General features: G+C 65.6%; 22 protein-coding genes. 6 read left to right on the top strand and 16 right to left on the bottom strand.

Going from position 1 to position 18,800, the window contains the following annotated elements; genetic code table 11:
- Positions 1-34 precede the first annotated feature (34 nt).
- Positions 35-685 (top strand): glycoside hydrolase, encoded by a 651-nt coding sequence (locus E0T84_RS21580; protein ID WP_371726202.1) that lies wholly within the window; start codon positions 35-37, stop codon positions 683-685.
- An 84-nt stretch (positions 686-769) separates the two neighbouring features.
- Here the strand turns inward: E0T84_RS21580 and E0T84_RS21575 are convergent, their stop codons facing one another.
- Positions 770-2,014, bottom strand: a complete 1,245-nt coding sequence (locus E0T84_RS21575; RefSeq protein WP_138745476.1) for an oxygenase MpaB family protein — start codon at positions 2,012-2,014, stop codon at positions 770-772.
- Between the two features lie 50 nt (positions 2,015-2,064).
- Here E0T84_RS21575 and E0T84_RS21570 point away from each other — a divergent pair, with 50 nt between their 5' ends.
- Positions 2,065-2,703 (top strand): TetR/AcrR family transcriptional regulator, encoded by a 639-nt coding sequence (locus E0T84_RS21570; RefSeq protein WP_138745475.1) that lies wholly within the window; start codon positions 2,065-2,067, stop codon positions 2,701-2,703.
- A gap of 11 nt (positions 2,704-2,714) precedes the next feature.
- Here E0T84_RS21570 and E0T84_RS21565 read toward each other — a convergent pair whose 3' ends face one another.
- The 3 genes from E0T84_RS21565 to E0T84_RS21555 are packed head-to-tail and all read right to left on the bottom strand — an operon-like array spanning position 2,715 to position 6,953.
- Complete coding sequence (locus E0T84_RS21565; protein ID WP_249383708.1) at positions 2,715-4,673, bottom strand: serine/threonine-protein kinase; 1,959 nt, start codon at positions 4,671-4,673, stop codon at positions 2,715-2,717.
- 34 nt (positions 4,674-4,707) lie between these two features.
- Positions 4,708-5,646 carry a glutamate ABC transporter substrate-binding protein gene (locus E0T84_RS21560; protein ID WP_138745473.1) on the bottom strand — a complete coding sequence of 313 codons (939 nt, stop codon included), beginning with the start codon at positions 5,644-5,646 and terminating at the stop codon, positions 4,708-4,710.
- On the bottom strand, positions 5,646-6,953 hold the full coding sequence (locus tag E0T84_RS21555) for a hypothetical protein (RefSeq protein WP_070185133.1): 1,308 nt from the start codon (positions 6,951-6,953) through the stop codon (positions 5,646-5,648). The genes E0T84_RS21560 and E0T84_RS21555 overlap by 1 nt, the downstream gene beginning before the upstream one ends.
- A 502-nt stretch (positions 6,954-7,455) precedes the next feature.
- Between E0T84_RS21555 and E0T84_RS21550 the strand changes: the two genes are divergently transcribed.
- The 4 genes from E0T84_RS21550 (at position 7,456) to E0T84_RS21535 (ending at position 10,220) form a co-directional block, all read left to right on the top strand.
- Entirely contained in the window at positions 7,456-8,085 is a 630-nt protein-coding gene (locus tag E0T84_RS21550) for a hypothetical protein (protein ID WP_070188240.1), read from the top strand.
- Between the two features lie 218 nt (positions 8,086-8,303).
- A complete protein-coding gene (locus tag E0T84_RS21545; protein ID WP_249383707.1) occupies positions 8,304-8,933 on the top strand; it encodes a hypothetical protein in 630 nt (209 codons plus the stop codon).
- On the top strand, positions 8,930-9,283 hold the full coding sequence (locus E0T84_RS21540) for a hypothetical protein (RefSeq protein WP_070188242.1): 354 nt from the start codon (positions 8,930-8,932) through the stop codon (positions 9,281-9,283). Before E0T84_RS21545 ends, E0T84_RS21540 begins: the two co-directional genes overlap by 4 nt.
- 445 nt (positions 9,284-9,728) lie before the next feature.
- Positions 9,729-10,220 carry an SRPBCC family protein gene (locus tag E0T84_RS21535; protein ID WP_070188243.1) on the top strand — a complete coding sequence of 164 codons (492 nt, stop codon included), beginning with the start codon at positions 9,729-9,731 and terminating at the stop codon, positions 10,218-10,220.
- Between the two features lie 525 nt (positions 10,221-10,745).
- Here the strand turns inward: E0T84_RS21535 and E0T84_RS21530 are convergent.
- The 12 genes from E0T84_RS21530 to E0T84_RS21475 all read right to left on the bottom strand — a co-directional run bounded on the left by E0T84_RS21530 (position 10,746) and on the right by E0T84_RS21475 (position 18,703).
- Positions 10,746-11,111 carry a hypothetical protein gene (locus tag E0T84_RS21530; protein WP_138745471.1) on the bottom strand — a complete coding sequence of 122 codons (366 nt, stop codon included), beginning with the start codon at positions 11,109-11,111 and terminating at the stop codon, positions 10,746-10,748.
- A complete protein-coding gene (locus E0T84_RS21525) occupies positions 11,111-11,422 on the bottom strand; it encodes a hypothetical protein (protein WP_138745470.1) in 312 nt (103 codons plus the stop codon). The genes E0T84_RS21530 and E0T84_RS21525 overlap by 1 nt, the downstream gene beginning before the upstream one ends.
- Before the next feature lie 2 nt (positions 11,423-11,424).
- Positions 11,425-12,267, bottom strand: coding sequence for a phage major capsid protein (locus E0T84_RS21520; protein WP_371726197.1), 843 nt, complete (start codon positions 12,265-12,267; stop codon positions 11,425-11,427).
- Positions 12,268-12,374: 107 nt separating this feature from the next.
- On the bottom strand, positions 12,375-12,842 hold the full coding sequence (locus E0T84_RS21515; RefSeq protein ID WP_138745469.1) for a hypothetical protein: 468 nt from the start codon (positions 12,840-12,842) through the stop codon (positions 12,375-12,377).
- Positions 12,842-13,417 carry a hypothetical protein gene (locus E0T84_RS21510; RefSeq protein ID WP_138745468.1) on the bottom strand — a complete coding sequence of 192 codons (576 nt, stop codon included), beginning with the start codon at positions 13,415-13,417 and terminating at the stop codon, positions 12,842-12,844. Before E0T84_RS21510 ends, E0T84_RS21515 begins: the two co-directional genes overlap by 1 nt.
- Positions 13,417-14,727, bottom strand: coding sequence for a phage portal protein (locus tag E0T84_RS21505; protein WP_138745467.1), 1,311 nt, complete (start codon positions 14,725-14,727; stop codon positions 13,417-13,419). The genes E0T84_RS21510 and E0T84_RS21505 overlap by 1 nt, the downstream gene beginning before the upstream one ends.
- On the bottom strand, positions 14,724-16,196 hold the full coding sequence (locus E0T84_RS21500) for a terminase large subunit domain-containing protein (protein ID WP_138745466.1): 1,473 nt from the start codon (positions 16,194-16,196) through the stop codon (positions 14,724-14,726). Before E0T84_RS21500 ends, E0T84_RS21505 begins: the two co-directional genes overlap by 4 nt.
- A complete protein-coding gene (locus E0T84_RS21495; protein WP_138745465.1) occupies positions 16,193-16,693 on the bottom strand; it encodes an HNH endonuclease in 501 nt (166 codons plus the stop codon). Before E0T84_RS21495 ends, E0T84_RS21500 begins: the two co-directional genes overlap by 4 nt.
- Positions 16,687-17,070 (bottom strand): hypothetical protein, encoded by a 384-nt coding sequence (locus E0T84_RS21490; protein ID WP_138745464.1) that lies wholly within the window; start codon positions 17,068-17,070, stop codon positions 16,687-16,689. Before E0T84_RS21490 ends, E0T84_RS21495 begins: the two co-directional genes overlap by 7 nt.
- Positions 17,067-18,167 (bottom strand): AAA family ATPase, encoded by a 1,101-nt coding sequence (locus E0T84_RS21485; protein ID WP_249383706.1) that lies wholly within the window; start codon positions 18,165-18,167, stop codon positions 17,067-17,069. Before E0T84_RS21485 ends, E0T84_RS21490 begins: the two co-directional genes overlap by 4 nt.
- Positions 18,164-18,508 (bottom strand): hypothetical protein, encoded by a 345-nt coding sequence (locus E0T84_RS21480; RefSeq protein WP_249383705.1) that lies wholly within the window; start codon positions 18,506-18,508, stop codon positions 18,164-18,166. Before E0T84_RS21480 ends, E0T84_RS21485 begins: the two co-directional genes overlap by 4 nt.
- Positions 18,509-18,703, bottom strand: coding sequence for a helix-turn-helix domain-containing protein (locus tag E0T84_RS21475; protein ID WP_138745463.1), 195 nt, complete (start codon positions 18,701-18,703; stop codon positions 18,509-18,511).
- Positions 18,704-18,800 lie beyond the last annotated feature (97 nt).

Raw genomic sequence — 18,800 nt, 5'->3', positions numbered from 1 at the left:
AGTTCCCGTCCCGCCGACCTCGTGAGCGCAGTAGATTGCTGCGGTGGGCAAAAGACGGTTGGCCGGCACCAGGGGCCGATTGCTGGCGCTTGCGGCCTCGGTGACGGTGGCCGCGGGCATGGTGTACGTGCAGAACACCGAGCCGAAATGCTGTGCAGACGTCCCCGCTGCCGAGGCACCTGTCGGCCAGCAACAACCGGCACAGGTTCCCGCTCGCGCCGAGTTGGTTGCGGCTAGCGCGCCCGTTGTCGCGCGCGACTTCCAGTTCTCCCTTCCGAAGGGCCCGGCGCCCGAATCCGGCCTACAGGTCAAGACCATCTGGGTGGCCCGCGCCATCGCCGTGATGTTCCCCGAGATCACCACGATCGGCGGGTACCGGCAGGATCCACTGAAATGGCACCCAAACGGTCTGGCGATCGACGTGATGATCCCGAACTATCACTCCGAGGCAGGCATCGAGCTCGGTAACCAGATCGCCGGATTCGCTCTGGCCAACGCCAAGCGCTGGGGTGTGCTGCACGTGATCTGGCGGCAGGGCCTCTATCCGGGCATCGGCGCGCCCCACTGGACCGCCGACTACGGCAACGAGACCCTCAATCATTTCGACCACATTCACATCGCCACCGACGGTGGTGGCTACCCCACGGGCAACGAAACCTATTTCCTCGGGTCGATGGCGAAGTAGGTGCCGCACCGGCGTGGCCCGCTTGAGTGTCCGTGTGGCGGGTGGGATGCGCAGGCCCGGGGGGCGCTCATCCGGATCTAACTGCTACGCGGCGCTGCTCACATGGTCCGCGGACTCACCGATCCTGGCCGCATCGTCGCCGATGATGGTGCGCAGCAAGGCTTGTTGTTCGTGTTGCCCACGGGCGACAGCGCGTGCCATCCCGGCGGGCGATGCCATCGCCGCGGCGCTGCGGATCAAGTTGACCGGCATCTTCACCAGCGGATACCACGGTGGCATGTAGGCCGGCAGGCCGAGGACACGCATCGCGCTCGGCCCGAGAAACGCGCTGGTGATCGACAGGTGCTGGGCCCACGCCAGCCGACGGCGAAGGGCCCCGCTGCCGCGGTAGTGCCACGACAACGGGTCGGCCGCCATCGGAATCGACAACTGCTGCGTCGTCTCGTCGGGAACGGCCAGCGCCGTGGACGTGTGGTAGAGCACGCGGACGCTGTCGCGGAATGACCGAGGCAGCCATTCGTCTTCCACGCCGATCAACCAGCCGACATAGCGGGTCAGGTGCGCGATGGCGTCGAGTTCTCCTGGCGCAGGCAGGATCCCCATCCCCAGCGCGGCAACCGGCGGGGCGACGAGCGCACCCACCAACGTCGCGGCCATGTCGGTCTGGTTGACGGGCAGACCCCACTCGTCGCCGCGCCAGTCCGGCATCGCCGCGACGTGGCGGCGCACGAAAGCATGGATCAACCGCACGTGCAGGGTGGACCGATAACCGACACCAAACGGTTCCAGACCGCCATCGGAGATGACGTCCATCGCCCACTGCATCGTCTCGGCGAAGCGCTTGTTGGAGCCCTTCTCCAAGGCGCCGGTGCGCAGCAGCGTCTTGTTGAATCCCGAGAACTGGTAACCGCCGAGCAAGGACACGTCCCGTGCGACGGACATGCCGTCGGATCCACCCCGAAGCAGGCCCCGCTGCCCCTTGCGCAGCTTGTCCCGGTCCAACCAGTCCGGGACGGTTTCCACACCGATGAAGAACTCGCGCAACGGTTCCGGAGCTTCGGGAACATTGTCGATGCCGTCGGCAAGGGCCTTTTCGAACAGCGCACGCATCTGTGCCATCCCGGCCGACGACATCCAGTCGACCAGGCGGTCCATCGGCTCGTCTCCGGCCGTCAGCCGCTCACCGAGTCGACGCCACTGCTGGGCGTCGGGTTCGCGAATGCCCAGCATCATCGCGAACGACCGAATCGCGGCGGGAACGCGGACGGGACGGTCGGGATGGCGCGCCGGGATGTTCAACGGGACCTCCTGGGCAGAACGGACCGACATGATTGACTACATCCGTAGTCAGAATGTAGGCGCCGGGTAGGCTGCTGTCAATGAAGCGCGTACAGGTGGTGCGCGGCTACGGCGGCGTCAGTGCGGCCGATCGCCGCACAGAACGACGGGGCAAGTTGCTCGCCGCCGGACGGCAGATCTGGGGCGAATCCGGGGTCACCGAGGTCACCGTCCGAGCCGTCTGCACCGAAGCCGGACTGACCTCGCGCTATTTCTACGAGCAATTCCCCAGCCGAGACGCATTGCTGTTCGCCATTTCCGACGATGTTCGAGACCAATTGCTGACCGCGCTGGTCAACGCAGGCGTCGGCGACCCCGGCACGCTGACCGACAAACTGCGGTCCGCCCTCACCGCGTTCCTCGACATCATCGCGGCCGACCCACACATCCACCGCATCGCCACCGGCGACGTCAGCAGCGTCGCCGGCCTGGCACAGCACCGCACGCACATCCTGGAGATGATCACCGACGTGATCGTCCAGCTCGCACCGGACGTGCTGCAGCCCACCACACCGAATTCAGCCGAGTTGCGCCGCGGCGCACAGTTCATGGTCGGCGGCGTGAACCAGATCATCGAGTCTTGGCTCGCCGACCCGACCGAAACCACCGAAGAACTCGCCGCCGAGTGTGCGGACCTCTGCGTCGCTGTGGTGCGCGGGGTCACGCGCTCGGATGTCTAGCTCACCGCACCTCACATCCAGCTCGATGGCCTGATCGCGTTCGCCACGTCGACAAGCCGGTAGCGATGCCGGCGCCGTGGCGAGTGCCGCGCCAGCTCCCGCAGCGCCTCTTCGATGCCGACGCGCAAACCCCGTTGATCGAAGGCTTGATCGAGAATCGGTTCGCTCGTGGACGTCGCGGCGCCGGACCGCAGCCAGTCAAGGGCGATACCGAGGACGAACGCGCGGATCTGCAGAACGCGCGGCTCGGTGTCGGGCAGACCACCCACCCGCCGCGCAGCATCGCGCAAGTCCGCTTCGGTGACCTCCGCACACCCGTCGAGCAGCATCACCGCCGAGGTCAGTTCGGCCTCCCCGTAGTGGCGCGAGGTCACCGGAACCTGGTCGAGCACCTCGATTGCGGCAGCCCGGTCGCCCTGCCCAGCAAGAAGCCGGGCCAAGCCGAACGCCGCGCTGACCATCGCGTGGTCGGTGCGCCACAACGTTCGGTAGTACCGTGCTGCCAACTGCCGCAATCGTTTCGCATCAGGCAGATCATCCGATGCCGAGAGCAGTTCAGCGGTCGCAGCCGCCGCCAGCTTGGGCACGGCCTCACCGGGCAGCATGACGACGACCCGCTCGAAACACGCCAGCGCCGCACCGTGATCACCGGCCGACAGGCCGGCGATCCCGTCGTCCCAGTCCTCTCGCCAGTCTTCGTCGGCGCCCTCGACCGGCGCCGGTTCCGGCAGCGCGTGTACGACGTCATGGGCCTGCAGCGCCGCGGCGCGCCGACGGCCGTCGACGAAGACGTCGGTGCTCTGCAATGCCAGATCCGTGCCGAATGTGGCGGTTGGAGCATTGAAGAGCCTCGACGCTCGCGGGCTCGGAGACCCGGTCTGCTCGGCAACGATTTCGTGAAGCACGCCCCGGCATTGGTCTGCCATATCGTCGACCGACGAGAATCGTTGCGCCGGATGAGGATTGGTGGCACGGACCAGCAACCGATAGAAGGATTCATACCGGTCGAACAGAGGAACCTCGTCGCGGGCGGGCAAGGTCTCGGCGTAGGGATCGTTGGGCAGGTCAACGGTCAGCTTGGCCAGCGTCCGGCCGACGGTATAGACATCGGTGGCGATCGACGGTCCGGTTCGGACGATCTCCGGAGCCTGAAACCCCTTGGTGCCGTATATGTATCCGAAATCCCCGACGCCTGAAACCGCACCCATGTCGATCAACTCGACGTTGTCCTCGGTGAGCATGATGTTCTCGGGTTTGAGGTCGTTGTAGACCAGGCCGAGTGAGTGCAGATACGCCAGGGCCGGCATCACGTCGAGCAGATAGCCGAGCGCCTGCTCCACCGGCATCATCTGCGTGGTTTCCCCTGACAGCGTCCGCGTCTTGTCCAGGACAGCCTCCAGGGTGGTGCCGCCGAGGTACTCCATCACGATGTAGCCGACGGGGCGTCCGTCGAACCCCGGATGTTCGACGAAGTTGTAGATCTTGACGATGCCAGAGTGGTTGACCATCGCGAGGAACTGGCGTTCGGCCACCGCGATCGCCTGCGCCTTCTGCCCACCCGGCTGCAGCAGACCCTTGAGCACCACCCACCGGTCACTGACGTTCCGGTCGATCGCCAGGTAGATCCAGCCGACACCGCCGTGGGCGATACAGCCCTGGACCTCGTACTGACCCGCAACCAACTCGCCGGTCTCGAGCTGCGGGGAGAACGAATACAACGCGCCACACTGGGGGCACACTCCTTCGCTCGCCGCCGGCGCACCCGCACTCCCCCGACCCACCGGTCGCCCGCAGCCACCGCACTCCCGTTTCGACTCGGCGACAACGGGGTTGGTGAGGATTGCGTTGACCGGCTCGATGTCCTGTGCAATCGGGATCTCCACCAGGCCGTCGCCGACCCTGCGCCGGCCGGTGCGCAACCGCGGGCGGGTGGTGGCGCCTTCGACGTTGACCGGTGACGATTCGGTCACCAGCACAGCTCGCGTTCCCTCCTGCCCGGCCATGTCAGTCCCGGTACCTCGGTGACGGCGGGCTCGGCGGCGGGCCGAGGACGGACAGCCACCTGCGGTACAGCGACACCCAGGTTCCGTCGCCACGGATCCGCTCCAGGCTCGCGTTGACGGCTCGCACCAGATCCTCGCGGGACTTGTTCATTCCGATGCCGTAGGGCTCGTCTTCCAAACTGGGGCCGACCAGGTGCAGGTATGGATCCTGCACAGCCATCCCGGCCAAGATCGAATCGTCGGTGCTCACCGCGTCGGCCTGTCCCTGCTGCAGCGCCACCAGGCAATCGTCCCAATTCTGAACGGCAAGCAGGGTCGCCGTCGGTGCCACCCTGGCCACCGTGGCCAGCGATGTCGTATCCACCTGTGAACACACGCGTTTGCCCGCCAGGTCAGCCGGCCCGTGGACCGGCGAGGCTTTCGGTACGAGCAGACGCTGCCGAGCGTCGAAATACACTGTGGAGAAGGCAATCTGCTCGGCGCGCGCGCAGGTGACCGTCATCGCCTTGACCACAATGTCGACGCTGCCGTCCTGCAGGGCGCTGATGCGTTCGGGCGATGTCAGCAGGCGGAACTCCACCTCGGCGGGGTCACCGAGCAGGTCGCGGGCCACTTCGCGCGCGATATCGACGTCGAACCCGGCCAGTTCACCCGACACTGGATCGCGAAAGCTCATCAGATTGGTGCTCTGGTCGATACCCACCACCAACCGGCCTCGTTGCCGGATCGCCTGCACTGCCGGACCGGGCACATCTGAGGGACGCAAACTCGCTGTGGCATCGCAACTCTCGACCGGAGCGCCGTGGACCCCTGACGCCACCACGGCGCCGCTCGGCGTGGGCACGGTGGTCAACGAGGCCGACACCTGGACGAGTGGCTGCGTCGTGGTGCACCCCGCCACCACGGAAGCGAGGACGAAAAACCCGGCGGCCGCCCGCATCAGTGGTACTCACTCAGTCTCGGCGCGACGCCGGCGGCAACGGCGAGTGCGGCCAACACGCTGATGGCCGCGGCACCGGCGGGCAGCGCATTCAACGCCGCATATGCTCGGGTGATGCCGTCGCGCTGCCGGTCACGCAATCGGGCGATGTCCTCCCCCAGCGCCTCATCCAGGCGGGTGAACTGTTCCTTCGAGCTCTGCGGCGTGCCGTCCCGGGCGATCGCGACCGCGCCGGGATAGTCACCACGGGCCAGCTTGCCGCGGATCTCGATGTGGGCGGATCTCCAGGCGTGCAGCGCATCGTGCGCTCCTTCGACTGCATGCGCGTCGAGGATCCGGCCGACCTGCCCGGTCCGCTCTTCGAATCGCACATCGGAGAGCGAGTCGGAGCCCCGCTTGAGCAGCCCGAGGATTTCGTCCGCACGGGCCTGCTGAACCAGAATCCGCGCGGTCACCACCGATTCGAGGGGCTCGCCACCCGATGTCCGGGCGGCATTGACGCCACGCAGCAGCACCAGTCCGGCCAACGCCAGCCACACCGCGAGCACCGTCATCAACACCGATGCGACCACCAGGCCGGGGTTGAGACGACGATGGCTGCGCCTGGCCAGGAAAACCTGCGCGAGCACCAGCAGTCCCACCGCCAGCACTGCTCCCGCGACCAACGCCGGCGTCACGACGGCCGTCCGTCCGGTCGCCGTCACCGTCTCGGCCTGGGTCCGGTACAGCTGCTCGGCCGCCGGAAGCATGGATTGTTGCAGCAGTGTGGAGGCTTCGCTGAGATACGCCACGCCGATGGGGCGGCCGTCGCGGTTGGCCGCGCGAGCCGTTCCCATGATGCCCGTGTAGACCGCGAGCTGATTGGACAGATCGGTCAGCAACGTCAGTGAGCGAATATCGTTGGGCGATACCCCGTTTGACGCGGTGACCAGGCCGGCCGACGCCTCACCGACTGCGGCGTCATAGCGATCGCGGACATCGCGCGGTTCCACACCGCCGGCCAGAAACGCCGTGGCCGCGGTGGTGTTGGCCGCCGACAGGGCGCTGTAGATGCGTTGCGCCGCATCGGCGAGCGGCTCGGTGTGCAGCCGAAGAGTCTCCAGCTCGCGCTGGCGATCGGCCGTCGTCGCCGACGACGCCACGCCGATGGCGAGCACCGCCGCGATCAGGATGACCGCGATCACCGCTATCTGTCCGGGGGTGGCTCGCAGGAAGTCGACGACCGGGCGGTCCGGTTCCTCGGCGTCGGCGAGCACGGACTCGTCGAGTGTGAGCGTCTGCCGGCTCTCCAGCTCACCGCTGTGCACTCGACATCACCTCGTCGCAGGCTGGTCCGGACCAGCGGAACCGGACTCGATCAAACGCCGATGAATTTCACGGTAGCCCCCGCCAACGCGTGGCGTGGCCTTATTACGCGGCTACCACAGTCTCGGAGTCGCCCCCCGTTTTGCGGGCCAGATTCGCTCAAATTACGCCGTCGTCAACCGCCGTGTAGGCGCAGTTGACCGATAAAAGTGGTAAAGGCCATAAATTTTGCCCCGGTAGGGCCGGATCACGCGATGGGCACTTAATTCGGCCGACAACCCGCCCCACCCCGAGTATTGAAAACCCGGGCCGCCCGCGGCCGCTGACATGATTGCTGACCTGGCACTTCTTCGACGTTCGCCAGGTGTTCACCTGGCGTTCCTCGGATACCCCTTCTAGTCAACCACCAGTTGACGCTGCGCGGTGGCGATGGTTGCCAACGGCACTACCAGACAACTTCACGATTCCGGCGATGATCCGCTGCGCCGGTAGGGTCCGGTCCTCGTGGGTAGACACCGTTTGAAAATGGATCGGCGCCGCCGGTCTGCAGCCATGGCTGCGGTCGTCGCGCCTGCCGCCGCATTCCTGGTCGTCGGTGCAGACGCCGGACCGGCCAACAAGGGCGGGGCCGAGGTGGTGCCGGCAGCGGCCGTCGAGCCCGCGGCCGCCCCTGCGGCACCTGCCGTCCGCGCAGATCGCGCCGATCGCGCCGTACGCCGCAACATGCGCTTTCCGCTGCCCGTCGGCCGCGCGCCGGAAAAGGGCCTGCAGGTCGAGACCATCCTGGCGGCCCGTGCGGTCAGCGCGCGATTCCCCGAAATACTCAACATCGGCGGGGTTCGGGCCGATTCGATGAAGTGGCACCCGAATGGGTTGGCCATCGACGTGATGATCCCGAATTACGCCAGCCCTGAAGGAAAGGCGCTCGGCGACCGCATCGTCGCCTACGTGCTCGACAACGCCGATCGGTTCGGCGTGAACCACGTGATCTTCCGGCAGCACATCCTGTACCGCGGCAAGGCTCCCAGAAAGATGTCCGACCGCGGCGGGGACACCGCCAACCACTACGACCACGTGCACATCGCCACCAACGGTGGTGGATTCCCGACCGGGGACGAAACGTATCTGACGTAGCCGCTGCTACTCACCCGGGCAGCGCCCATGGAATTGCTGAGACCCCGGCGTGCCGGACCGATATCGGACCCAACCAGCGCGATGATGCAGATGTGGTTGTTGATGCGAATGTGACAAGTGGTGCGCCGACACCCGAAACGTCCGAACCAGAAACCGACCAGGCGCAGGGTGAATCGCCAACGGCTGCCGGCGAGCAGTCGCAACAGCGCGTGTGGACGATGCCCAAGCCCGAGGTGGCGCGCAAGAAAGCCGACGAGGCGGGACGGATCGCGCTCAAAGCCGGCACGGCCGTCGTCGGGGCCGTCGGCGAGGCCGCTCGATACGGAGCCCGCGCCGCAGGGCAGCTGTCCCGCGGGATCGAAGCCGTGCCGCCGACCGTGCGCCTGCTGGCTTTGGCGGGTGTGACGATGCTGTTGGGCATCGTCGGCGCGCTGGCCATGCAGAAACCCCTCGGAGTTCTCTGCATCGTCGTGGTGGTGCCGGTGTGCTCATTCGTCCTCGGCTCGCTCGCACACCGTTGGTACTGCGGGCTCGCAGGCCAACCTGCGGCGCACCCAGAGGCCCCGGCCGCAGGACCCTCGACATCGGAGCTTCAGCGTTCAGTCGAGTATGTCGACAAGAAGCTCTCCCTCGCCCTCACCGCCTTCGGCGCGGAACGTCAGCAACAGGCAATGATCGCCCTTTTCCAGGCCAAGACCGCGGTCGAACTCACGCTCGGGACCGAGCAGGACGAGACGACTCACGTCGACGCGCTGCTGTCGGTGGAAGGCCTGGACGCGCGACCGCGAATCCGGGCCGGCTCCGCACCCAAATCCTTGCGAGAGAGCAACTCTCTGGCGGCGTCATGAACGCTCGCCTGTCCGGTCAGGTCGCTCTCATCGAAGACGACTACACCTTGGTCATCAATCGTGGCGCTGAGGCAGGTGTCGTGCCAGGCATGGTCTTCGCCGTGCACTCCGACTCCGACCAGGTGATCACCGATCCCGAATCCGGTAGGGAATTGGGCAGACTCACGCGCGAAAAGCTTCGGGTGAAGGTGTTCGACGTGCAGCCGCTGTTCTCCCGTGCGCACACCTTCGCCAGGACCGACGACTTCTACGGCCTGTTTCAAGCGACAGCGGTGGTCACGGTAGACGTCGGTGACAGCCTGGAGCTGGTGGCGGGCGAAGCCGAGACTCGACGGGCCGCGTCGGGATAGCGCGTCCGGCGACCACCGCCGGCGCATAGGACTGAAGGCGGGTTTCCCAGGCCGGGAAACCGACCGGTACGGGAAGCATTTCGTTGCCGCAGATCAGTCTGCGAGGGCTTCTGAGTTTCGGCTTTTGAACTGCGTCTCTCCGTCATTGTCGCGGGTACGGCGAACGGATTGTGTCGGCGGCCTGGCGGATCAAGGTGCGGTGGGCGGGATACCCGCCGGAGGCGACACAGCCATTGCACATATTGCGATCTATGCATATGTTCGAGGTAGGCCCCGAAGGGTGAAGGTCCGAATAGGACACGGGCCATGTGCGTCGCGCCACTACTACTCGATCCGCGGATGCCCAGCGCTTCGGCGATCCCCGCCGACCGGGCCAATCTGCTTCCCGCACAAGGCGCGGCACACGATTCGCAGCAGCACACCAATGCGAGATGGAGGTAACGGAATGTTCGAATTCACTGAAACCATCACCATCGATGCATCGCCGTCGGCCGTCTGGGACGTGATGATTGACCTTGAAGACTGGTGGCCGCCGTCCAATCCCGAACACGAGAGCCTCGAACGCCTCGACGATCGCGGCATCGAGGTCGGCGCCCAGATTCGGATTCGGGAAAAGGTCGCCGGGATTCCCTGCGTCGCCGACGGTGAGATAACCCGCGTTGACCCCATGTCGGCGGTCACGTGGGAAGCACGCGCGCAGTACAAATGGTGGGGTGTGCCGGTTCCGATTGGCGAGGGGGTTACCTGGCGCATCCAGCCCGGCGACCAAGACGCCACGCAGGTGAGCGCCCACGTGTGGGCAACGTATCCGCGTGGCCTGTTCGGCCGTTTTGTGGGCTTCGTTTTCACCCGCCTGCTCGACGGCATCGAGAAGGACCGTGAGCACGCCCGCACCGAACTGCGGTACTTGAAACGAGTCATCGAGGCGAGCGGCTAAGGCAGTCGTTCAGACAGGGCGAGGCCCGGTGTTGTGGTGCCGGGAAAGCCTCGTGACGGAACGGCCATCGTGCCTGTGCGGACCGATCGCCGAGCTGCGCGGCGCAAGCGTCGCGTCAGGCGCCCACGGCTCCGACGGTGCCTTGCCGACGCGGTCGGGATGCAATTCTGATTGGTCTCGCAAGCGACAAAACCCGCTCCGACACTGGTCAGAGCGGGTTTTGAACTGTCGGGCTGACAGGATTTGAACCTGCGACCACTTGACCCCCAGGCATCGCAAGTGTGTTCGCCCATGTTCGCGGATGTCCCCTATCCCGTTGCACGCCAATGGTTTACGACGTTAGCGAACGTGCGCGTACATCGGCGGAAATGGGCGGAATTCTGGCCTGGTTTGGGTACGCGTTTGGGTACGGGGTGGGTGCAGGTACACCACCGGCGACGGAGAGGCGCGCCTTACTCGGGTGTCCTTCCGTAAGGAGAGCGGTTGACACCCACCCCGCGTTTCATTCCCACGTCGAACGCGGTCTCAGCCGACGACGACCTTGGTCACGAACTCGTAGTGATGCAGCCGGCGGCGCAGGATGTGCCGCTCCACGCCACCATCGAGGGCGAGCCCGGTGCTGTCGTCTTCGGTGGCGACGTACGGGCCCCAACCGATGCGGATCCCCAACTCGGGTACCGGCCAGGGCAGCACGGCCTGGGGTGCGAGTAGCACTCGGTACCGGGTGACGACGCTACTGCCACCCACTGCCGAGACAATGGTTTGCTCGGCATCGACCGGGGAGACCGCCGCCGGGTATTCCTGGCTGTCGGTCCAGATCAGCGTGTCGTTGCCCATGTCGTCTATGCCGATGGTGGCAACCCAGAGGTCGACCCGGTCGGGCCACAGCATTAGACGGCCCTCCGTCGATACCTGTTGAGCACGAACAGCTCTGCCAGTGTCCAGCCGTTGAATCCGCCCCGAATCGACACGTTGCCCACGTCGGTGGAGAGCTGTTCGGGGTTGGCGACCAGGCGCGCTGTCGCGGTGGTGATGACCGCGGCCAGGTCGTCGGCCGGCTCGGTGCCGGTGAATCCCTGATCGCGGGTGTAGGCCCGTGCCATTGCGGTGATGATGGTGACGTGCTGCCCAGCCAGGGCGACGACGGTGGTGTCGTCGCCCTGGCCGAGGAAATCGGCCACCTGTTGACCGGTGACAGCCACGGCTACGGCGCGTCGGTGCCGATAATGACGGCCTCGGGGTGCAGCAGGCCGAGGTCATAGCGGGCGGTGACCCGCAAACCCACCTCGTCAAACTCGGCGTAGCGCTCGTTGAGCACGGTCACCGAGGGGGCGACGTCGCGGGCCACGGCGATCTGACTGGTGTCGGCCAGGATGAACTTGCCGGCGGGCACCTTGTTGGACACGGTCACCGGAATGCCGAACAGTCGCAGCGTTTCCCCGGCGTGGATGTCGCCCTCGAACAGGTACTTGTTCGATCCGGTGGCTTCCTTGAGCTTGCGCAGCTCGATCCAGTCCGATCCGTTGATGAACCACCGGTTCGGGGTGACCTCGGCGGCATACGCGAGGTCAATCGCGTCAAGCATGGTGTCGGGCAGCGCCTTGTCCCACACGACGGGCTGTGTGCCGACCTGCGCGAGGATGCCGGTGATCGAGTTCGCCGCACCGGTCCCGGACAGCAGAGCGGTGTCCAGTGCGTTGGACACGTCGGTCACGAGACGCTGTTTGAGCACCGAGTCGATGCCGATCACGGACTGGCGCACCAGTTCCCGTGTGTAGCGCAGGATGATTTTCAGCGATGTACGGGTCGACGGCATCAGCACGAGCTCATCGAAACCGACGTCGCCAGTGTCGGGGATCTGGGCACCCTCGGCAACGAATCCAACGGTCGCGCCGCTGGCGAGCTTGGGGACGCGCAGCTGGGCGCTGGTGTCGAACACGCGGACACCGCTGGACAACACGATGCTGGCAGCTTCGAGGGGTTGGACCAGGATGCTCGATACCTGGTCTGCGAGTAGTTCGGGGTTGGCCGAAGTGGTCTCGGTCATGATTGCCTCCTGGGCGATAGCTGGGGAAGTGTTCACCCGCGCCACCAGGACGACTGAAGGGGCCGCGTTCCAGACGCGACCCCTTCACTATACCCCTGGGGGTGTCCTCAGCCGTTGCCGCGCAGAATCGCAGCGAGGTCGACGGTACTGCCGGACGGTGTTGCACCTTGCCCGATTTCGCCGATCGGCCGTCGGGCGGCCAGGTGTGGCTTTGCAGTCAGCAAGTCCTCGATCGCACCAGCCAGTTTGTCGGGGTCGGCAAGGTGGTCGGCGTCGAACGGCAGGTCGGTCGGGTCAGCCAACCGGCCTGTAGCCCGGACGAGTTCGGTGTGCAGCCGGGTTGCGAGAGCGTCGGCCTGCTGGGCACGCTGTCGGTACTTGCCGTTTTCCTGCCGCAGCTTCTCCACGTAGTCCCGCGAGAACGTCTCGGGATCCTGCTCGGATTCCGACTCCGACCCTTCGCCGGGGGCGTCGATCTGGGCGACACCCTCCTCGGGGGTCGCGTTTGAAACGCCACCCTCGGACTGGGTTTCTTCGGGCACCTCGGTCGTCTCAGCGTTGTCGGTATCGGTCATTACGATGCTCTCCTACTTCTGGTGAGTTGGGTTTCTCGGATGCCCTCAGCCCATACGGGCCTCGGGACGCATGCGCAGCCGGCGTGTGTCGGCATGCGGTGATTTTTCGGCCACACCCGACCGTCGCGGTACCACCACAGGCACAACTGACACGGGTCGCCGTCGAGGTGGCGCACCCACCCCTCGGTCAGCGTGGATTCACGGATCGCGTCGGAATACGTTCTGGCGGCAGTGTTGAGCGGTTCAGCGCGACCGAGACGGCCCACGATCTTCTCCGGCACATCCGATGCCCTCGCAGTGTCGAGGACGCTGGTCGCGGCCTTGGCGAGCCGTTCGGTGTCATCGAGGACCGGCAGCCCCAGCACCGGTGTTGCCGTCCTGGTAGCAATCGTTGCCTCGGCGGCAAACGCGGTTTCGGCCAGTGATGCGGCGCGACCGTTGTACGTCGCCAGGACCGCAGCCAGTGACGCGCTGAACAGGTCGTCGCCCAACTCCCCTATCTGCGCCCACAACGCCACAGCCGCCGCTTCGGATTCACCAGCCAAGGCGAGCAGCGCCAACTGATACGGGGTCATCAGCCGACCAGCTTCGACAGATCGACGGCCTGGGAGTCCAGGGCCTCAGCGCGTCGGGCGGCGCGGATCGCGGCAACCTCGTCGTCGGAGTAGCCCAACCGCTTCAGCGCGTACGAGGCCGGTAGCAGGTTGGCGGCGAACAGCTTGGTCACCGCATCCGCTTCCTGGGCAACGCTTCTCGTCGCCGCATCGGCCCACTGCACGCGGCAGTCCACACGCAGCGGATCGGCCCCGTCGCGCACGGCGACGACCAGGCGGGCCACGTCCTCCCACGACCGGCCGAACTGCGCCTGGCGGGCCTCAGCACGCGCCGTCAGACTGGCCTCTGATGCTCGCAGCGCATCCGCCGATGCGGGGTTGTCGTGACTGATGCCGAGGTAGTGCGCCGGCAGGCCGGACACCGCAGAGATTTGGGTGAGCAGAATGTCCACTGCGTTGGAGTAGCCGCCCATGTTCGCGGCGTCGAGCTGACCGAACTTCGCGACCTCCCCCTCGGCAATCATCATCCGCGTGCCCTCGGGGTACGGGTTGACCGACTCGGTTTCGCCGGTCTCGGCCCCGGTCTCATCGAGCACCGGCACCTCTTCGAGCTCCACACCGGTAGCCCAGCGGCGAGGCCGGCCGGTGTACTCCGAGGCCACCATCAGATCGGCCAGGATCTTGTTCAGCGCGTCGACCAACGGCTTCAGATCCTCAATCTCGCTAACACCCTCATCGAGGATGCGGTCGGAGTTGAGCAGCCGAACCACCGGCACCACACCCAACGGGTTGGCGATCTCGTCCACCACTTTGAACCCGGCCGTGGTGGCACCGGTGTGGTTGGCCCGGTACCGGGTGATCACCTGCGGCCCGTACACGACAGCCTCGGTCGTGGTCGCCGTCTCCCACCGCTTGATCGCGGCCGTCAGGGTGCGGGTACTGGGATCACGTAAACAAGCCATCTGCTTAGCGGACTCCACGGTGACCTTGGGCCGGCCGAACGCATCCGCCCACACGATCACGTAGGACGCACCGAGTAGCAGTGCTTCGCGGTGCGCCACAACGGACTCCTGGTCCATGTCGTTGCGCAGCCAGTCCGGCCACACATCGGCGCCGGAGAATCCGGTCACCCGCAGACGTTCGGCCAGGCTGGTCACGGCCACCCTGGGAATGTTGGTAGCCATCCGCCCGAACCGAGTGCCCAGTGCCGCCTTCGACTCCGGGGACAGGAATGCCAACGGCTGGGTACCGGAGTAATAGCGTTCCAGCTCACCGTATTTCGCTACCGGTTCATCGAGCTTCTGCAACAGGGTGGTGAGTGTGTCGGTCATTTGAAACCTCGTGCTTTCTTTCTCGTGCGATGGGTTGCACGCCAGGTGGCGCGACTGTGAGCCATGACCAAACAAGCGGCCAGGTCGATCTTTCGGGCAGCCCTAGACCGGGACGCCTTGTCCAGACGGATGCCTCGGGCGTCCTCCCGAATCACCGCAGCTGCCACATGTTCGGCTAATTGCGGATCCCCGCTGTGGGACATGCGGCCGTTCACCGCAGCCGAGTACAGGTCGGTGGTCGCTGCGGTCAACCGGCTTGGGCTATGCGGGAACTCGACTATCGGTAATTTCTCGGCTTCCAGGGCCTGCATGGTGCGGGTCCACCGGAACGGGTCAGCGATGACCTCGACGACGCGCCACCGCTTGCAGGACTCCCGGATGACCTGCTCGACCTCGGCGACCGGCACCCGATAGTCCCCATCCCCCGGTGGCCGCTGCCACACCTGGATCTTGTCGAAATGCGGTTCCGCCGAGACCGTGGCGACCAGCAGAGCCGTCGTGTCATCAGAAAACGAACCATCGAGGGCCACCACTACCTCGGCGCCGTCGGGCACCGGTGCCGTCGTGGACAAGCTGTCCCACACTCCCGGCGGCAGGAACGCGCCGTCGTCGTCGGCCGGCAACTGACACAACCGGGCACGCCGGAACGTCGATTCTCGAGTCTTGGGCGGCAGCAGCGCAGCGAGAGCGTCACGGTGCAGGTAGTCATCTAGCGCCGGATTCGCCAACTCCCAGCAGTGCACACAGTTGACCGGGTGATCCTCGAAACCCGCTGCGCTGTACTCCCGGAACCGCAACGACATGTCCCCGGGATGATCGCGGTGATACTCCCGCAGCGACAGCAACACCTGATCGTCCAACTTCGGGCCCGGTGTCCCGATGGCCACCACGACCGAGCGTTCCCGCTTGCCCTGGGCGAGCTGGACAATCTCAAACACGTCGCGGTTGATCACCCCGGCCTCGTCACAGATCGCCATGACGTAATCGAGACCCTCCAACGCGGCCGGGGACGCCGGCAGACACGAGAACGTCGAATCGGTCAGCGGCAACACCAACTTGTCGGCGTACACATAGCAGCGAGACGACAGATCCTCGGACAGCTCCACCATCCGCCGAGCCGCCGAAAACGCCAGACCGGCCTGCCTCTCATCCACGGCGACCACCACGACGTTCGCACCCTCACCCCAGCAGAAGAACGCATACAGAGCGATAGCGGCGTTCAACGTGGTTTTGCCTTGCCCGCGCGGCAGCATCAACCCGACAGTGCGAGCACCGGAGTCGAGCACATCCCGCACGATGTCCATCTGCCACTCACGCGGCCGAAACACACCCCGCGCACCCGTACCCTTCGGCACCCGGATGAACTTCTCGCAGAACTTCACGAACCGCTCCGACTCCACATCGGACTGCGGCCGAAACGGCAACGGGCGGTCTGCGTTTTCGAGCTTGCCCTTGTTCCCGGACCTCACCCACCACCCCCCTTATTGAAAACCATTGTCGTCTTCATTCCCCCCTGCGCCTTGCGGCCGGGAGGGGAAGCGTGCCCTTGGGGGTATCCCCCCTGGTCACAGGCTCGCTGAGCGACGTTCACGCGCTCGCGGCCTTTCGTGGTGGGTCGACGTTTCTGACTCGCGACAAGGCGCGTGAGGACTGCTTGCGCCTCGTCGTGCGTGAACTTGTTGCCGCGCTTGCCGTTACAGGATCGGCAGAGCACTCGACAGTTCTCCTCGGCGTACACCAGTTCGGGGTAGTCGGAGATGGGCAGGATGTGGTCAACGGCGAGAGCTTTTGTTGCACCGCAGAACTCGCAGAACGGAGACAGGCGGCGTAGACGCTTGCTTAGGTTCTTCCACCGGGTCGGGTTGCTGCGGATGTGGTGGCGTTCGCGTTCGTCGGCGGGCCGGCAGCCCGGGCAGTAGGTGCCCGGGCTCGGCTCTCCGCAGAACAGGCAGGGTTTGTTCACCATGTGAGGTCTGTCTCGAACTCACGCGGCGGCTCGGGGTTGTCGACGTCAGTGCGGCCCCATGCAACCCACTCGCCACGTTCGGTGTCGTAGCGGTACTCCACGCGGTCATGGACGAAGTGCCCACTGCGGGCGGCACTGAGGATCTGGAGGACCGCGCCGGGGTCAGGTTCGGTAGGCCGGCCTTTCAGTGCCTTGGCGCCTGCGCGTAGTTCCTTGCGTGCGGCCTTGAGGTGGTTGAGGTCTGCCAGGTCGAAGCCGATGATCATGGGCTCGTCCTCGTCGGGGCCTGCGATGGTGACGTAGGCCAGGCACTCGTGCGGGGCAACTTGGTAGGCGTAGACGGTCCCGTCGACAGGCTCGAGAATGTTGTCGGTCATGAGTTGTTCCCTTCGTTGTTGTTGGCTTGCGCTTTCCAGGTTCGGAATGCCTTGCCAGTCCGGTCGTTTCGCCAGCCGAGGCGCTCTCGGGCGTCCTTGATGGTGGCGGGGGGTGGGTCGAGTCCGGCGATAGCTGCCACGTCGTCGGGATCGGCGGCCTCGTCTGGGTTACGTTCGTCGCCGTTGGGGGCCGCGATACTGCACTTGCCGCCGAGGATCACGAACTTGCCGCACAGTGGTTCTCGGTCACCGGCTGGTGAATGGCGACGTAACCCGCCGTGGCGGTCCTTGTTGATACTCAGGTAGGCGGATCCGCCTTTGTCCGGCGTGAATGCACTGTCGACCTTGACGCGGATGCTGGTGCCACCGATGGCCCGCTTTTTGGCGGCGGTGCCAGTGGAACCGAACGCTCGGGAATCGGAGCCTTTGGCGAGGTGGTCGATCCCGATGACGCACGCACCGGTTTTCGTCAGCGGCTTGATGACTCGGGTGTGTACGTCGGTGAAGTCGTCAGCCGAGTTGCTCCCCGCCCCGAACAGCGGCAGTAGTTCGCCGATGCTATCGATGATCACGAGCGTGGGTTTCCAGTTACTCATGTCCTCGATGACCGCGATTGCCTGGGCGCGGTCGGCCGGTTCGACGTAGAGGAACCGGTCGGGGTCGCGGAGTGCGTCCTCGGCGGCGCCAAAGTCGATCTGGCGGTTCACCGTGGAGTCGGGGCCGTTGTGGTCGAGGTCAAGTCGCAGCACCTTGCCACCGGTCTTTAGTTCCTCCACTGTGGCGTAGTCACAGAGCAGTGTCTTGCCGCTCTCGGGATCACCGAAGAAGACGTTGAACTGGCCGCGGTAGGCCAGGCCAACCCCATCGCTACGTCGGCAGACCTCCGGGGCCGGTGGATCCGGTATGCCGTCGTCGAGTAGTTCGGCAATGTTGACGTACCCGCACTCGGGATTTCGGATCGGGAACGATCCGGGAACGTTCCCGAGAACATGCAGGTCAGGGCGCCGGGAACGTTCCGCACCCCTATGTGGGAACGTTCCCGGGAACTCGTCGGGTGGTTCATCTGGTGGCGGCACGTCGGCGTAGGGGTCTGTCACGCGCCGACTTCCCAGCGTTCGGCAATAGCTCGGACCAGATCGCGGTCTGCTCCCCCACGTCGCCAGAGTCCGCGCATCGCGGGCAGGTTCGGCGCCGGGGTGAGACCCTGGACCATCAGGTGCTGGGCGGCATCCCGATAACCGTCGATGTACTGATCGGTGGCGTTATCGGAGTCGTTGTGGCACTCACATGTCCAGGGGTCGACGTGGCCGCAGCCGAGAGCGGTCAGCCGTTGCGTTGCGGCTCGTCGGCGCCGGAGTCCGGCGATATAGTGGTGTGCATCAGCTGTTGTTGACGCCGCCCCGTTGCCCGCGGGGCGGCGTTTTTCGTTGTCGAGCATCTAGTCCTCCTGGGTGATGCTGGTGATGTAGTTGGCGATGGATTCGCCGGTGATGAAGGCGCGGCGGCCGATGCGGCAGCGGACCAGGTGGCCCTCTTCGATGAGCTTGTAGAGGGTGGTTCGACCGATGCCGCCGAGTTCGTTCTGTGCGTCCTCGATGGGTACGAGGTGGCGCACAAGTTCGCGTGTTTGCATGTCACCTCCTCTCAAGAGATGCGTTGTTGTGCAATGCGATTGGGTCACTGTGGAGTTTTCAAGCAACGTGCGCCGGTGTTCGTTGGCGCTTCCGGGT

The sequence above is a fragment of the Mycobacterium sp. DBP42 genome, from assembly GCF_005924235.1.
GTDB classification, from domain to species: domain Bacteria; phylum Actinomycetota; class Actinomycetes; order Mycobacteriales; family Mycobacteriaceae; genus Mycobacterium; species Mycobacterium syngnathidarum.
The sequence above is the reverse complement of the archived record's forward strand: the minus strand, read 5'-3'. Positions and strand labels throughout refer to the sequence as shown.

What these genes read in the sequence shown, in the direction of transcription:
- E0T84_RS21560 (WP_138745473.1), bottom strand. Translation starts at nt 5,646, where the DNA reads ATGCGGGCGGCCGCCGGGTTTTTCGTCCTCGCTTCCGTGGTGGCGGGG.
- E0T84_RS21530 (WP_138745471.1), bottom strand. Translation starts at nt 11,111, where the DNA reads ATGCTGTGGCCCGACCGGGTCGACCTCTGGGTTGCCACCATCGGCATA.
- E0T84_RS21495 (WP_138745465.1), bottom strand. Translation starts at nt 16,693, where the DNA reads ATGGTGAACAAACCCTGCCTGTTCTGCGGAGAGCCGAGCCCGGGCACC.
- E0T84_RS21480 (WP_249383705.1), bottom strand. Translation starts at nt 18,508, where the DNA reads ATGCTCGACAACGAAAAACGCCGCCCCGCGGGCAACGGGGCGGCGTCA.
- E0T84_RS21490 (WP_138745464.1), bottom strand. Translation starts at nt 17,070, where the DNA reads ATGACCGACAACATTCTCGAGCCTGTCGACGGGACCGTCTACGCCTAC.
- E0T84_RS21540 (WP_070188242.1), top strand. Translation starts at nt 8,930, where the DNA reads ATGAACGCTCGCCTGTCCGGTCAGGTCGCTCTCATCGAAGACGACTAC.
- E0T84_RS21505 (WP_138745467.1), bottom strand. Translation starts at nt 14,727, where the DNA reads ATGACCGACACACTCACCACCCTGTTGCAGAAGCTCGATGAACCGGTA.
- E0T84_RS21510 (WP_138745468.1), bottom strand. Translation starts at nt 13,417, where the DNA reads ATGACCCCGTATCAGTTGGCGCTGCTCGCCTTGGCTGGTGAATCCGAA.
- E0T84_RS21570 (WP_138745475.1), top strand. Translation starts at nt 2,065, where the DNA reads ATGAAGCGCGTACAGGTGGTGCGCGGCTACGGCGGCGTCAGTGCGGCC.
- E0T84_RS21545 (WP_249383707.1), top strand. Translation starts at nt 8,304, where the DNA reads ATGCCCAAGCCCGAGGTGGCGCGCAAGAAAGCCGACGAGGCGGGACGG.
- E0T84_RS21520 (WP_371726197.1), bottom strand. Translation starts at nt 12,267, where the DNA reads ATGACCGAGACCACTTCGGCCAACCCCGAACTACTCGCAGACCAGGTA.
- E0T84_RS21535 (WP_070188243.1), top strand. Translation starts at nt 9,729, where the DNA reads ATGTTCGAATTCACTGAAACCATCACCATCGATGCATCGCCGTCGGCC.
- E0T84_RS21515 (WP_138745469.1), bottom strand. Translation starts at nt 12,842, where the DNA reads ATGACCGATACCGACAACGCTGAGACGACCGAGGTGCCCGAAGAAACC.
- E0T84_RS21575 (WP_138745476.1), bottom strand. Translation starts at nt 2,014, where the DNA reads ATGTCGGTCCGTTCTGCCCAGGAGGTCCCGTTGAACATCCCGGCGCGC.
- E0T84_RS21475 (WP_138745463.1), bottom strand. Translation starts at nt 18,703, where the DNA reads ATGCAAACACGCGAACTTGTGCGCCACCTCGTACCCATCGAGGACGCA.